The following is a 13,271-nucleotide window of genomic DNA, read 5'->3' as shown; positions in this document are numbered from 1 at the left end:
GCAGAGCCCCGCGCCCCCAATTGCCCCTAGTCGGCGGTGGCGATGAGGGCTTCCAGCTTTACGTCGGGGTTGCCGCGGACGAAGCTGTTCATCTGCCACTTGTCGCCGAAGAGCGCCAGCAGCACGTCGTCGGAGCGGCGGGTGAGCGCCTCGCCGTTGACCAGGCGGGTGCGGTGCAGCGTGGCCGCGCCCTCGGCGTCGGTGACCCGGGCGATGTTGTACGGGAGGTGGTCCAGCGCGATGGGGGACGAGAACTCGTGCTCCATCCGGTGCAGCACCACGTCGAACTGCATCGGCCCGACCGCCGCCAGCACCGGGGCCTGGTCACCGCGCCGGTCCGAGACCAGCACCTGCACCACGCCCTCCTCGTCCAGCTGCGAGATGCCCTTGCGGAACTGCTTGGAGCGGCTGATGTCCTTGGGCCGGGCCACCGCGAAGTGCTCCGGGGCGAACGCCGGCAGCGGCGGGAACTCGGCCTTCTTGCCCGCGTAGAGGGTGTCGCCGACCCGCAGCGCGGTGGCGTTGATCAGGCCGACCACGTCGCCCGGGTACGAGGTGTCGACGACGGTGCGCTCGGCGCCGAAGACGGTGTGCGCGTACTTCGTCGCGAAGGAGCGCCCGCTCGCGGCCCGGGTCACCGACATCCCGCGCTCGAACACGCCGGAGCAGACCCGGACGAAGGCGATCCGGTCGCGGTGCGCCGGGTCCATGTTCGCCTGGATCTTGAACACCAGGCCGGAGAAGTCCGACTCGACCGGACGGGTCGCCGGCACGGCCGAGCCGCCGCTGCCGGCAGCGCCGCCGCCCCCGCCGGTCGCGGGCGCGGCCAGTGGACGCGGTCCGGGGGCCGGGGCCAGGTCGACCACGGCGTCCAGCAGCAGGCCGACGCCGATGTTGGTGAGCGCGGCGCCGAAGAACACCGGGCTGATCTTCCCGGCCCGGAAGGCCTCCGGGTCCCAGCCGGGACCGGAGGAGAGCACGAGTTCCAGCTCCTCCAGCGCGGTCTCCCACAGGCCGCCCTCCTCGGCGGTGGCCTGCTCGGAGGTCAGCCGCTCCTCCACGGCCTTGTGGGTGCCGCCGGGGACGCGGGTGAAGCGCAGCATCTGCTCGGTGTCCGAGGCCTGCACCAGACCGCGCAGGTTGCCGGCGTTGCCGACCGGCCACACCACCGGCACGGGGGTGATCCCCAGCACGGTCTCGATGTCGTCCAGCAGTTCCAGCGCCTCGCGGCCCCGGCGGTCCCACTTGTTGATGAAGGTGATCACCGGGACGCCGCGGTGCCGGCAGACCGAGAACAGCTTGCGGGTCTGCTCCTCCAGGCCCTTGGCCGCGTCCACCAGCATGATCGCGCAGTCGACGGCGGCCAGGACCCGGTAGGTGTCCTCGGAGAAGTCCGCGTGGCCGGGGGTGTCGACCAGGTTCATCACATGGCCCCGGTGTCCGAACTGCAGCGCGGCTGAGGTCACCGAGATGCCGCGGTCGCGCTCCAGCTCCATCCAGTCGGAGGTGACCCCGCGCCGACCGCCCTTGCCGTGCACCGCACCGGCCGAGGTGATCGCCTGGGCGTGCAGCGCGAGCGCCTCGGTCAGCGTCGACTTTCCGGCGTCGGGGTGGCTGATCACGGCGAAGGTGCGTCGCCGCTCGGCCTCCTGGAGGACCTGGGGCGCGCTGGCGGGGTGATCGGTGCTCACGTGATTTCCTCGGTCCTGGAGCAAGCGGGGGAACGAACCACCTTAACGAGGAACACCCCGCCGCGTCGAACCACATCGTGCCGGTGGAGCCGCCTCGTGCTAGAAGACCACCAGCGATCGGCCGCCGCGCCCGGCGGCCATCCGCTCGAACGCGGCCGGGATCTCGTCCAGCGTGATCCGGTCGGTGATCAGCGCCTCCAGGTCGAGCGCACCGGAGCGGACGTGCTCGGCCAGCACCGGGATGTCCTTGACCGGGTCGCTGTTGCCGTAGACGCAGGCGGTCAGGGTCCGGGCGAAGTGGAAGATCTCCAGGGCGGAGAAGGACACCATGTCGGCCTTGCCGCCGATGCCCACCACCGTGGTCCGTCCGCCGCGCCGGGTGGCCGACCAGGCCGCGCGGATCGTGCTGCTCCGGCCGACGCATTCGAACGCGTGGTCCGCGCCGTGCCCGCCGGTGAGCGCGCGCACCGCCTTCGGGGTCTGCTCGTCCGCGATCAGGAAGTCGGTGGCGCCGTGCAGCCGGGCCAGCTCCTCCTTCTCCGGGGTGACGTCCACCGCGATGATCGGGGCCGCGCCCGCGATCCGGGCGGCCTGCAGCACGGCCAGGCCGACCCCGCCCAGCCCGTAGACCACCACGGACTCGCCCGCCTTCACCCGCGCGGAGTTGTGGACCGCGCCGTAGCCGGTGAGCACGGCGCAGCCGAGCAGCGCGGCCGAGGTCAGCGGAACGCCCTCGGGCAGCGGGATCAGCGCGTTCTCGCCGACCACGGTCTCCTCGGCGAAGGCGGCGACGCCCAGCCCCGGGTAGACCGTGCTGCCGTCGGCGAGGGCGGCGTAGCCCTGCACCGAGGCGGCGTAGGAGTTCTCGCAGAGCCACGGCTCGCCGATCACGCAGAGGTGGCAGTGGCCGCAGGCCGGCGCCCAGTTCAGCACGACCGGGTCGCCGGGTCGCACTGAGCGGACGCCCTCGCCGACCGCGACGACGGTGCCGGCGCCCTCGTGGCCGAGGACCACCGGGGTGGACGCGCGGAGCACCCCGGTGGAGAGCGACAGGTCGGAGTGGCAGACGCCGGCGGCGGCGAGCTTCACCCGGACCCGGCCGGGGCCGGGCTCGGGCAGCTCGATCTCGGTGAGCTCCAGGGGAGCGCCCACGGCGGGGAGCAGGGCGGCGCGGACCATGTGTGTGGTTCCTCTTCCGGAAGGAGGGGCGGACGACTGATCAGAACTGCAGGGACTTCGGCTGGAGGAACTCCTCCAGGCCGTGGCGTCCCAGCTCGCGGCCCACGCCGGAGCCCTTGTAGCCGCCGAAGGGCGCCAGCGGGTTGAAGCGGCCGCCGTTGATGTCGACCTGGCCGGTGTCCATCCGGCGGGCGAACGCCGCCGCGGTCTCGTTGTCGGCTGCCCAGACGCCGCCGGCCAGGCCGTACTCGGTGCCGTTGGCGATCTCCAGGGCGTGCTCCTCGTCGCGGTAGGCGAGGATCGACAGGACCGGGCCGAAGATCTCCTGCTGCGCCACCGTCGTGTCCGGCCGGACGTCGGCCAGTACGGTCGGGCGGACGTAGAAGCCGACCGGCAGCCCCTCGGGGGCCTCCGGGCCGCCGGCGACGACGCGGGCGCCCTCGCGCACCGCGGTCTCGATGTAGCCGCGCACGCGGTCCCGCTGCTTGGCGTTCACCACCGGGCCCAGCCGGGTGTCGGGCGCGGCCGGGTCGCCGGGGACGTACTTCTCGGCGGCCTTGGCGGCGAGCGCGACGGCCTCCTCGTACTGGTCCTGCTGGACCAGCAGCCGGGTCCAGGCGCTGCAGGTCTGGCCGGAGTTGGCGAAGACGTTGCCGACGTTGACGTTCACCGCGCGGGCCAGGTCGGCGCCGGGAAGCACCACGTTGGCGGACTTGCCGCCCAGTTCCAGGGCCACCCGCTTGATGCCGCGTCCGGCGGTCTCGGCGATGCTCCGGCCCACGGCCGTGGAACCGGTGAACGAGACCAGGTCCACCTCCGGGTGGGCGGCCAGGGCTGCCCCCGCGACCGTGCCGATACCGGTGACCAGGTTGAACACCCCGGCCGGGAAGCCGGCCCGGTGCACCAGGCCGGCGAACAGCCGGGCCACCAGCGGGGTGTCCTCGGCGGGCTTGAGCACCACGGTGCAGCCGGCCGCGAGCGCCGGGACGACCTTGGCCACGATCTGGTGCAGCGGGTAGTTCCACGGGGTGATCGCGGCGACCACCCCGGCCGGCTCGGCGTAGACGATGGAGTTGCCGACCTGCTCGGAGAACTCGTACCCGTCCAGCAGGTCGAGGTAGGAGTGCGCCACGCCGAGCGGCAGCGCCGCCTGCACGGCGGTGGCGAAGCCGATCGGGCAGCCGAGTTCGGCGACCACGGTCTCGGCGATCTCCTGCTGCTGGGCGGCCAGGCCCTCGCAGAGCCGGCTCAGGTACTCCAGGCGCTGGGTGGGCGTGGTCGCGCCCCAGGACGGGGCGGCGGCCCGGGCCGCGCGCACGGCGGCGTCGACGTCCTCGGCGGTGCCGGCCGGTACGGACGCGATGACCTCCTCGGTCGCCGGGTTCAGTACGGGGATCGAGTCGCTCCCGAGGGAGTCCCGCCACTCGCCGCCGATGTACTGGTCTCCATGCTGTCGCACCGGATGGTCCTTCCGTCGTCGGGGCCGCGCTGCGCCGCCATTAACTAGCGATGCTAGTTAATGGCGGTCGCGGAGGGAACGCAAGGGCCCGGGTGCGTGCCGCGCGTCACCCGTCCGCCTGCCCGTCGCCGCGCCCGCTCATGATCTCCCGGCCTCCTCGGGTCGGCGGCGACGGAACGCCCCCTATGCTTCACTCCATGCGATCGGATGCACACCCCGCGGCCTTGAGTGCCACCGAGGCTGCGGCCCCACCGAAGGCCAAGCGGGTGCCGCGTGCCCAACGCGAGCAGCAGATGCTGGACGCGGCGGTGCGGGTCTTCTCCCGCTGCGGCTACCACGCCGCCTCGATGGACGAGATCGCGGAGGCCTCGGACGTCTCCAAGCCCATGCTGTACCTGTACCTGGGCTCCAAGGAGGCGCTGTTCGCCGCCTGCATCCGCCGCGAGGCGGACCGGCTGATCGCGGCGGTCGGCCAGGCGGCGGAGCCCGGCCTGGAGACCGGTGAGCAGCTGCGCCGGGGACTGACCGCGTTCTTCGCCTTCGTCGCGGAGCACCGGGACAGCTGGATCGTGCTGTACCAGCAGGCCCGGGCACAGGGCGAGCCGATCGTCGAGGAGGTGGCGGCGGCCCGCCGCCAGGTCACCAACGCGGTCACCGCGCTGGTCCGGCGCGCCGCGCTGAGCTCCGTCCCGACGCCCCGTCAGGGTGATACGCCGCGTCAGGGCGACAGCCCGGACCGGGGTGAGGCCGCGGCGGTGGCCCAGGCCATCGTCGGCGCCGCCGACGCGCTGGCCGGCTGGGTCCTGGACACCGGTCCCGAGCCGCCGGAGGAGACCGCCCGGCGCCTGATGTCGGTGATCTGGATCGGTCTGGAACCCCGCCTGCACGGCGCCCGGTACCCCGAGCCCGACTGACCGTCCCGGCGGGAACGGTGTCAGGAGCCGGGGTCGGAGCGATGGCCGGGGCGGGCTCACCCGTTCGGCCCGTAGCGGCTCGCCGGTCCGGGGGCGGCGTGTGAGCGTGGGCCGGAGAGTGCCGTTCCGAACCTCCGGAGGACCCGCCGTGTTGTCGTCGCCCCGCTTTCGCGCCTCCGTCGTCGCGGTCACCCTCGCGGCGGCGCTGCTGGTGCTGCCCGCCTGTTCCAAGAAGTCCAGCGACAACGCCAGCCTGACCGCCAACGCGGCGACGCCCACGAACAGCGCCTCCGCGATCGCCTTCGCCAAGACCCGCTTCGTCGCCAACGCCAGCCTGGCCGCGGGGGCCTCTTACCAGTGGCTCTACAAGCCGTTCAAGGCGGGGACCTTCCAGAAGGGGGCGAGCGGGCGCACCGCCGCACTGGTGAAGGGCGCGCTGGCCGCGGCCTTCACCTACAACCGGCTGAAGGCCGCGCTCAACGACGCCAAGGGCGACCCGACCCTGTCCAAGGCCACCAATGCGCTGCAGTCGGGCGTGGACAGCATCAAGAACCTGCCGAGCAAGATCAAGGGCGGCACGGCGAGCGACGCCGACTTCAACCAGGTCCAGAACGTGATGACCGGGGTGAAGCAGGCCGGCGCGTCCAACGGACTCAACGTCACCGACCAGGTTCCCTCCGCCGGCCAGCTGACCCAGATGGTCAACAGCTGACCGCGGCGCCGCGGACCTCCTGGCGGTGGTAGACCAGCACCTGGGCGGGGGCGTCCCCGCGCGCGGGGACCGGCAGCCGGTACTCCCGGGGCACGCGCTCCGCCAGGTTCACCGCCACCGCCAGCACCTTGCCGTCCAGCGGCCCGCCGACGAACTGTGTGTGGGCCTGTCGCATGCCGACAGCTTCGCACTTCCGGCCCCTCGCACACAGCACACCCTTCGCACCCGTATCCTGCCTGTACACATTCCGGCAACCCTGGGATGTGTAGGGAGGCGAGAGGGGCTCGATGGAACCCGCGAGGCGCAGTAGCTGGTGGCGCAGATGGACCGGCACGGGCACCGGCGGTGCGGTTCCGTCCGGTGCGGAGGACGCCGCCTCGCGCCTGGAGCAGCTGCTCCGTGCCGTGCGTGCGGGATTCCCGGTGGCGCCCGCCGCGCACGCGGAGGACTACCGCTGCTCCTGCGACCGGGTCGGCTGTCCGGCCCCGGCGCAGCATCCACTGTCCTTCGCCTGGCAGTCCCAGGCCACCGTGGACGTCGAGCAGGTCGGCCGCTGGCTGGCGCGCGACCCGCTGGCCAACGCCGTGACCGCGACCGGCCGGGCGCACGACGTCCTGGACGTCCCGGCCGAGGCCGGCCGCCTCGCGCTGGAGCAGATGGACGAACTCGGCGTCGCCCCGGGCCCGGTGGCCGCGATAGGCGAGGACCGCTACCTCTTCTTCACCACCAGCCGCGCCTCCCTCGACGAGGACGAGTGGTGGACCTCCGAGCTGGACACCCGCCCCGAGGACGTCTCCGAGCATCCCGGCCTGCGCTGGCACACCAAGGGCAGCTATGTCCTGCTGCCGCCGTCCCGCCTGATCGACGGGACGACGGCCACCTGGGTCCGCGGCCCCGACCTGCCGCTGCCGGACCCGCTGCGGGTGCTGGACGTGCTCACCGACGCCTGCACCGCCGTGGGCGCGGTGGCCGTCGGGGAGCAGTGGCTGATCGGCTAGGCCGGACGGCGGGGCCGGGCCACGGGGCCGGACGGCGGGGTCAGGGCAGCGTCAGGATCTCGGTGCCGTCCTCGGTCACCACCATGGTGTGCTCGAACTGCGCGGTGCGCTTGCGGTCCTTGGTGACCACGGTCCAGCCGTCGGACCAGACCTCGTGCTGGTAGGTGCCCAGCGTCAGCATCGGCTCGATGGTGAAGGTCATCCCGGGACGGATCACCGTGGTGGCGTGCGGGGCGTCGTAGTGCGGCACGATCAGCCCGGAGTGGAACGACGTGTTGATGCCGTGTCCGGTGAAGTCCCGGACCACGCCGTAGCCGAAGCGCTTGGCGTAGGACTCGATGACCCGTCCGATGATGTTGATCTGCCGGCCCGGCTTCACCGCCGCGATGCCGCGCCGGGTCGCCTCCAGGGTGCGCTCCACCAGCAGCTTGGACTCCTCGTCCACGTCCCCGACCAGGTACGTGGCGTTGAGGTCGCCGTGCACGCCGTGGATGAAGGCGGTCACGTCCAGATTGACGATGTCGCCGTCCTGCAGCACGGTCGAGTCCGGGATGCCGTGGCAGATCACCTCGTTGACGGAGGTGCAGATCGACTTGGGGAAGCCCCGGTAGCCGAGGTCCGAGGGGTAGGCGTCGTGGTCGCACATGTACGCGTGCGCGATCCGGTCGAGCTCGTCGGTGGTCACCCCGGGGGTGATCGCGGCGGCCGCGGCCTCCATCGCGCGGGCCGCGATCCGGCCGGCGATCCGCATCTTCTCGATCGTCTCCGCCGTCTGCACCTCGGGGCCCGTGTAGGGCTTCGGCGCCTTGCGGCCGACGTACTCGGGGCGCGGGATGTGCGCCGGAACGCTGCGGGTGGGCGAGAGGGTGCCCGGTACGAGGGGAGACATGGGCTCAATCCTAACGATCCTCACGATCGGGGGGCCCGACGTTCGTCCCGAACGGCTGGACGGCAGGCGTGGGGCCTGCCGTCCAGGGCAGGATGGGGGCAGGACGACCGGCGAAGGAGCGGCGTATGACCGGGACCACCGCGAGCGGGGACCCCGACGAGGGCTGGTACTACTGCCTGAAGCACAAGGCGGTCGAGAAGGGCATGGTCTGCCCGGGGCGCGCCCGGCTCGGCCCGTACCCGACCGAGGCCGACGCCGCCCGGGCGCTGGAGAAGACCCGGGAGCGCAACGAGGAGTGGGACAACGACCCGCGCTGGAAGTAGCCGGGCAGCAGCCACCGATCCGGACATCGGTGGCATACCGGGCACCCTCTTGGCGCCGGTGCGGTGAACGTGCCAGGGTGACACCGAGACCAGGCCGCGTACGGAGCTTCGCCGCCCGGTACGGACGGGGCGGGACCAGTACGGCTCGGGGGGCACTCAGGCGTGGCGGACGACAGGGGCGCTGACCCCGGCGCGGTGACGGACCCCGGCGCGGCCGCCGCGCCGCGACAGGACCGCTCCGGCGGCGCGGGTGCCGCTGACGGTGACCGGGCCGCTGACGGTCACCGGGCCTTCGACGGCGGCAGGGCCGTCGGCAAGGGCAGGTCCCCCGGCCGGGGCTTCGACGGCGACAGGGCTTCCGTCGGCGGGGCCTCCGGCGGCGGGAGCGGCGCGGTGAAGGCCGTGCTCGCGGTCGTGGCCGTGCTTGGGCTGTCGGTGGCCGCGATGAGCCTGCACGCGGCCGGACCCGCGCCCTTCGGCGGGGACGGACCGCTGAACGGCTGGTGGGTGCTGGTCGCACTGGTCGTGTTCATCGCCGGTTGCACCGCCGCCGCCAAGTACCGGGCCCGGCAGGACGAGCGGCCGATGGGGACCGGGCGTGAGGCGCGGCTGGCCTCGATGACCTTCGCGGTGCTGCTCGGTGCCACCCTGGTCACCTTCGTCTCGGTCATCGCCCTCGGTACCGGGCAGGCCAAGGGCCCTGACAACCCGCCACTGCCGGTGGTGACCGCGCAGGCCAGCGCCGGGCCCACGCACCCGCTCAGCACCCCCGCGCCGGATCCGAAGCAGTCGGCGGCGGGTCTGCCGCTGGGCACGATCCTGCTGTTCCTGGTCGGACTGCTCTGCCTGGCCCTGGTCGTCGTCGGCGTCGTCGCGGTCCTGCGCTGGCTGCAGGTCAGGACCAGGCCCTCGGCGCCGGTCGTCTCGGCGCTCGCCCCCGAGGACGGGACCGCCGCGCTGTCGGAGGCCGTCAGCGCGGGGCGCCTGGCGCTGCGCGGGGAGGACGTACGGGCCGCCGTCATCGCCTGCTACGCGGCGATGGAGGACTCGCTGGCCGGCGGCGGGGTCCGCCGGCAGGCCGCGGACAGCCCGGCCGACACGCTGCTGCGCGCAAGCGAGGCGGGCCTGCCGGTCGGCCCGGAGTCGGTCGTCCTGGCGGAGCTGTTCCGCGAGGCCCGCTACTCCACCCACCCCATGGACGTGGACCAGCTGCGCCGCGCCCGCGCCGCGCTGGACGCCATCAGCGGCCACCTCGCCGCGCACCTCGCCCGCAGGGAGCGCGAGCGCCGGGCCGCGGCTGCGGCCGCCGACGCGGCTGCCGCAGCCGCCCCGTCGGAGGTGGTCGCGCCGTGAGCTCCCGTCCCGCGCCCCGGCTCGGGGTGCTGCCCGAGTCGCTGCTCTTCCTCGGCGGAGCCGCCCTCGTCATCGAGACCGTGCTCGCCCTGGTCGGCGGGCTCACCGCCGCGGCGGGCGGCGCGGCCGCCCTGGCCGCCGTCGTGCCGCTGGCCGTCCGCTACGTGCAGGGCGCGGACGCCATGGACAGCGACTACCGCCGCAAGGTCCGCCTGGTCGGCAGCCGCGAACCCACCCTGCGGTACTGGGACGCGGCGATCGAGGACTCGCACGAGTCGCTGTCCGGTTACGAACTCCACCTGCGCCCGCTGCTGCAGCGCCTGTTCGCGGTCCGGCTGGCCGAGCGGCACGGAGTGTCGCTGCACACCCAGCCCGAGCGGGCCGCCGCGCTCATCGGCCCCGAGCTGTGGCCGTGGATCGACCCGTCCCGGGTCCGGATCAGCAGGCACCCGCTGGACGCGCGCCCCGCCGGCGGCGCCACGGTCCGCCGGGTCGATCCCAGGCTCGCGCCGGAGCCGCTGCCGCCCCACCTGCTCACCGCCCTGGTCGACCGCCTGGAGCACCTGTGACCCCCGGAGCGCCGACCGCCGCCCCGCGCCGGCCCGACCGGCACCTCACCGTCCACCGAGGAGCACCGTGACCGCAACGACCACCACCACGATCCGGCCCGGCGCGCCCGTGCCGACGCTGACGCCGCAGCAGGCGGGGGAGCGGGCCCACGCCGTCCTCGCCGAGGTGGAGCGCGCCGTCGTGGGCAAGCGCGGGGCCCTGGAACTGGTGATGCTGGGCGTCCTGGCCGGCGGCCACGTGCTGATCGAGGACCTGCCCGGGCTCGGCAAGACGCTGCTGGCGCGGTCCTTCGCCACCGTCCTGGGGCTGGACTTCAGCCGGATCCAGTTCACCCCCGACCTGCTCCCCTCGGACGTGTCCGGTGCGCCGTTCTACGACCAGCGCACCGGCGAGATGGTGTTCCGTCCGGGCCCGGTCTTCACCCACCTGCTGCTCGCCGACGAGATCAACCGCACCCCGCCGAAGACCCAGGCGGCGCTGCTGGAGGCGATGGCCGAGGCGCAGGTCTCGGTGGACGGGGTGACCCGGCGGCTGCCGTCCCCGTTCGTGGTGATCGCCACCGACAACCCGATCGAGTACGAGGGCACCTACACCCTCCCCGAGGCCCAGCTGGACCGCTTCCTGCTGCGCGTGCGGATGGGCTACCTGCCGGTGGCGGACGAGGCCGCGATGCTCAGGGCCCGGCTGGACCGCTCCGCGCCCGAGGCGGTGCTGGCGGCGGTGTCCGACCCGGCCGAGGTGCTGGCGATGCGCGACAGCCTGGAGCGGGTCGAGATCGACGACGACCTGGTGGACTACATCGTCGCGCTGATCGACGCGAGCCGTAAGCACGCCCAGATCCAGGTCGGCGCCTCGCCCCGGGGAGGGCTCGCCCTGGTCCAGCTCGCCCGCGCCCGTGCGGTGATGGCCGGCCGCGACTACGTCGTCCCCGAGGACGTCAAGGCGGTGGCCGTGCCCGCCCTGGCCCACCGGATCAGCCTGCGCCCCGAGCTGTGGGTCCGCCGGATCAGCGCCGACGACGTCATCGCGGGCCTGGTCGACACCGTCCCCACCCCGCGCACCACCCCGCGCGCCAACCCCGCGCCCGCCGTGCCGGCGCCGTCCCCCGCCTCCGCATGACGCCCGCGAACGCGGCGGTGCTGCGGGCGCTGGGAGCGGGGCCCGGGGACGACGACTCCGGCGCGCCGCTGGCGCAGCCGGAGGGCTGGCGGCCCGGGGAGCGGGTGCTGCGGCTGGCCACGGTCGGCGCCGCGGCCGTGGCGGCGGCCCTGCTCAGCGGAGAGGGCTGGCTGCTCGCGCTGGCAGCGGGCCCCGCCTGCCTGCTGCTGCTCGCGGCAGCGGGGGGCGCCCGGCCGAGCCGCAGCCGGGCCACCGCCGAGGTCCCGACCCGGCGCTGCTTCGAGGGCGAGCCGCTCACCGCCACCGTCACCGTCGCGTTCGACGGCGTCTCCGGCTGGATCGACCCCGGGGTCGCCCCCGGCCCCGGCACCACGCTGGTCTCGGTGGACGTGACCGGAGCCGTGGTCACCCTCGGGTTCACCGCCCGCCGCTGGGGCCGCTGGTCGCTGGGCGTCGTCGACCTCGACCTGTACGACGCCGGGGGCCTGGCCCGGCGCACCCTGCGGGTCGACCTCGGCGAGGTCGAGGTGTTCCCGATGCCGGTCGACGGCAGTCTCACCCCCATCCCGGTCCGGCTGCCGGACCGTCTGGGCGAGCACACCGCGCGGCAGAGCGGCGAGGGCGTCGAGGTCGTCGGCGTGCGCCCGCACGTCTGGGGCGAGCGGCAGCGGCGGATCCACTGGCCCTCCACCACCCGTCGCGGCAGCATCCAGATCAACCAGTTCGCGGCCGAGCGCACCGCCGACGCGGTGATCCTGCTCGACGCCTTCAGCGACGTGGCCGACCCGCTCACCGGGGCCTCCAGCCTGGACTCCTCGCTGCGGGTGGCGGCCGGCCTGGTCCGCACCTACCTGCGCAGCCACGACCGGGTCGGCATCGTCTCGGTCGGCGGCAAGCTGTACTGGCTGCAGCCGGGCACCGGTGACGCGTACTTCTACCGGATCGTGCAGACCGTCCTGGACATCCGCCGCGACCTGGCCTTCAACACCCCGGACCTGAACCGGCTGCCCCCGCCCGCGCTGCCGCACGGAGCCCTGGTGTACGCGGTGACGCCGCTGGCGGACACCCGGATCATGGACGTCCTCGGCGGCCTGGCCGAGCGCGGCAACCCGCTGGTCGTGGTGGAGATCCCGATCGGCGACCCGAGGATCGCCGAGAACGACGCCGTGGAGCAACTCGCGCTGCGGCTGTGGCGGCTGGACCGTGAGGCGGTGCGCTACAGCCTGATCGAGAAGGGTGTCCCGGTGGTTCCGTGGGAGGGCGGCACGCTGGACCTCTCGCTCGCGCCGCTGCTCCGCACCCGCGTCCAGGGGAGGATCCGATGAGCGGAAGCCGGCTGACGGAGACCCAGCTGACAGAATCCCAGGCGGCGGAGACCCAGGCGGCGGAGATCCAGCCGTCGCAGTTCCGGACGGGTACGGGTACGGCGGCGCTCGCGCCCGCGTTCCTCGTGTCGGCCGCTCCCGCTCCCGGGCCCGGGGCCACCGGGTTCGGCTGGCCGCTGCGGCTGCTCGGCTGCGTGCTGGCCCTGCTCGCCACCGATCCGACCGCGTGGGCCTCCCGGCCTCCGATCGACCTGCTGCTGCCACTGCTGGCGGCCGCCGGCGGGTTCTTCGGGGCGGCGCCGGTGCTGGCGCGTCCGGTCATCAGCGGATTCCGGCTGCGTAACCGGATCGCGCGGCACCGTGCCACGGTGTTCGCGGTCGGCTGCGTGGTGCTGCTGACGCTGCATCGGCCGCCGGACTGGCTGGCCGGCTGCGAGGTGGTGCTGCTGCTGACCTACCTGGTGAGCGTGGACGCCGCTGCGGCCGGTCCGCCCGGCGCGCGGACGGCGCGCAGGCCCTGGGCGCTGCTCGCGGCCTACGCCTCCGCCCTGCTGGTGTTCGCCGCCGCGCTGCTGCCGGTCACGGACAGCGGCGCCTGGGCGCGCCTCGCCGCAGCGGTCGCCGTGGTCGCCTCCGGCGCGGCGACGGCCGCCGTGCTACGACCCACCCGCGCCGACCGTCCGAACCGCGCCGACGGTGCGGGCCGGTAGCTCGGCAGCTGCCTCGGCAGACCGGCGTC

General features: G+C 74.0%; 14 protein-coding genes. 9 read left to right on the top strand and 5 right to left on the bottom strand.

The genetic code is table 11. From position 1 onward, the window contains the following. Nucleotides 1-26 precede the first annotated feature (26 nt). The 3 genes from ABH925_RS24805 to ABH925_RS24795 all read right to left on the bottom strand — a co-directional run bounded on the left by ABH925_RS24805 (nucleotide 27) and on the right by ABH925_RS24795 (nucleotide 4,329). Entirely contained in the window at nucleotides 27-1,691 is a 1,665-nt protein-coding gene (locus ABH925_RS24805; protein ID WP_370151087.1) for a peptide chain release factor 3, read from the bottom strand. A gap of 99 nt (nucleotides 1,692-1,790) precedes the next feature. Then, complete coding sequence (locus tag ABH925_RS24800; protein WP_370151086.1) at nucleotides 1,791-2,870, bottom strand: Zn-dependent alcohol dehydrogenase; 1,080 nt, start codon at nucleotides 2,868-2,870, stop codon at nucleotides 1,791-1,793. Nucleotides 2,871-2,910: 40 nt separating this feature from the next. After that, a complete protein-coding gene (locus tag ABH925_RS24795; RefSeq protein WP_370151085.1) occupies nucleotides 2,911-4,329 on the bottom strand; it encodes an aldehyde dehydrogenase family protein in 1,419 nt (472 codons plus the stop codon). A gap of 197 nt (nucleotides 4,330-4,526) precedes the next feature. Here ABH925_RS24795 and ABH925_RS24790 point away from each other — a divergent pair, with 197 nt between their 5' ends. After that, nucleotides 4,527-5,243 (top strand): TetR/AcrR family transcriptional regulator, encoded by a 717-nt coding sequence (locus ABH925_RS24790; protein ID WP_370151084.1) that lies wholly within the window; start codon nucleotides 4,527-4,529, stop codon nucleotides 5,241-5,243. A gap of 148 nt (nucleotides 5,244-5,391) precedes the next feature. Further along, complete coding sequence (locus ABH925_RS24785) at nucleotides 5,392-5,955, top strand: hypothetical protein (RefSeq protein WP_370151082.1); 564 nt, start codon at nucleotides 5,392-5,394, stop codon at nucleotides 5,953-5,955. Here ABH925_RS24785 and ABH925_RS24780 read toward each other — a convergent pair. Further along, the gene (locus tag ABH925_RS24780; protein WP_370151080.1) at nucleotides 5,945-6,130 is read right to left on the bottom strand and encodes a hypothetical protein; all 186 of its coding nucleotides are present in this window, start codon (nucleotides 6,128-6,130) and stop codon (nucleotides 5,945-5,947) included. The two genes, ABH925_RS24785 and ABH925_RS24780, sit on opposite strands and share 11 nt — an antisense overlap. A gap of 112 nt (nucleotides 6,131-6,242) precedes the next feature. Between ABH925_RS24780 and ABH925_RS24775 the strand changes: the two genes are divergently transcribed. Continuing rightward, nucleotides 6,243-6,953, top strand: coding sequence for a bifunctional DNA primase/polymerase (locus tag ABH925_RS24775; protein ID WP_370151079.1), 711 nt, complete (start codon nucleotides 6,243-6,245; stop codon nucleotides 6,951-6,953). 40 nt (nucleotides 6,954-6,993) lie between these two features. Here the strand turns inward: ABH925_RS24775 and map are convergent, their stop codons facing one another. Then, on the bottom strand, nucleotides 6,994-7,842 hold the full coding sequence (gene map, locus ABH925_RS24770) for a type I methionyl aminopeptidase (RefSeq protein ID WP_370151078.1): 849 nt from the start codon (nucleotides 7,840-7,842) through the stop codon (nucleotides 6,994-6,996). A 125-nt stretch (nucleotides 7,843-7,967) separates the two neighbouring features. Between map and ABH925_RS24765 the strand changes: the two genes are divergently transcribed. From ABH925_RS24765 to ABH925_RS24740, 6 genes are all read left to right on the top strand, one after another. After that, nucleotides 7,968-8,165 carry a hypothetical protein gene (locus ABH925_RS24765; protein ID WP_370151077.1) on the top strand — a complete coding sequence of 66 codons (198 nt, stop codon included), beginning with the start codon at nucleotides 7,968-7,970 and terminating at the stop codon, nucleotides 8,163-8,165. Nucleotides 8,166-8,327: 162 nt separating this feature from the next. Next, entirely contained in the window at nucleotides 8,328-9,518 is a 1,191-nt protein-coding gene (locus ABH925_RS24760) for a DUF4129 domain-containing protein (protein ID WP_370151076.1), read from the top strand. Continuing rightward, nucleotides 9,515-10,087, top strand: a complete 573-nt coding sequence (locus ABH925_RS24755; protein WP_370151075.1) for a hypothetical protein — start codon at nucleotides 9,515-9,517, stop codon at nucleotides 10,085-10,087. Before ABH925_RS24760 ends, ABH925_RS24755 begins: the two co-directional genes overlap by 4 nt. A 67-nt stretch (nucleotides 10,088-10,154) precedes the next feature. Continuing rightward, on the top strand, nucleotides 10,155-11,207 hold the full coding sequence (locus ABH925_RS24750) for an AAA family ATPase (protein ID WP_370151074.1): 1,053 nt from the start codon (nucleotides 10,155-10,157) through the stop codon (nucleotides 11,205-11,207). Then, nucleotides 11,204-12,532: a DUF58 domain-containing protein gene (locus tag ABH925_RS24745; RefSeq protein ID WP_370151073.1), complete on the top strand. Its 1,329-nt coding sequence runs from the start codon at nucleotides 11,204-11,206 to the stop codon at nucleotides 12,530-12,532. Before ABH925_RS24750 ends, ABH925_RS24745 begins: the two co-directional genes overlap by 4 nt. Continuing rightward, nucleotides 12,529-13,242: a hypothetical protein gene (locus ABH925_RS24740; protein WP_370151072.1), complete on the top strand. Its 714-nt coding sequence runs from the start codon at nucleotides 12,529-12,531 to the stop codon at nucleotides 13,240-13,242. Before ABH925_RS24745 ends, ABH925_RS24740 begins: the two co-directional genes overlap by 4 nt. The last annotated feature ends 29 nt before the right edge of the window (nucleotides 13,243-13,271 follow it).

Source organism: Streptacidiphilus sp. EB129 (assembly GCF_041262645.1).
Classification (GTDB): Bacteria; Actinomycetota; Actinomycetes; order Streptomycetales; family Streptomycetaceae; genus Streptacidiphilus.
This window is presented reverse-complemented; position numbering and strand designations above follow the sequence as displayed.

Excerpts from the sequence above, each read along its gene's own strand:
- ABH925_RS24800 (WP_370151086.1), bottom strand. The coding sequence starts at position 2,870 with ATGGTCCGCGCCGCCCTGCTCCCCGCCGTGGGCGCTCCCCTGGAGCTC.
- ABH925_RS24790 (WP_370151084.1), top strand. The coding sequence starts at position 4,527 with ATGCGATCGGATGCACACCCCGCGGCCTTGAGTGCCACCGAGGCTGCG.
- ABH925_RS24780 (WP_370151080.1), bottom strand. The coding sequence starts at position 6,130 with ATGCGACAGGCCCACACACAGTTCGTCGGCGGGCCGCTGGACGGCAAG.
- ABH925_RS24775 (WP_370151079.1), top strand. The coding sequence starts at position 6,243 with ATGGAACCCGCGAGGCGCAGTAGCTGGTGGCGCAGATGGACCGGCACG.
- map (WP_370151078.1), bottom strand. The coding sequence starts at position 7,842 with ATGTCTCCCCTCGTACCGGGCACCCTCTCGCCCACCCGCAGCGTTCCG.
- ABH925_RS24765 (WP_370151077.1), top strand. The coding sequence starts at position 7,968 with ATGACCGGGACCACCGCGAGCGGGGACCCCGACGAGGGCTGGTACTAC.
- ABH925_RS24745 (WP_370151073.1), top strand. The coding sequence starts at position 11,204 with ATGACGCCCGCGAACGCGGCGGTGCTGCGGGCGCTGGGAGCGGGGCCC.
- ABH925_RS24740 (WP_370151072.1), top strand. The coding sequence starts at position 12,529 with ATGAGCGGAAGCCGGCTGACGGAGACCCAGCTGACAGAATCCCAGGCG.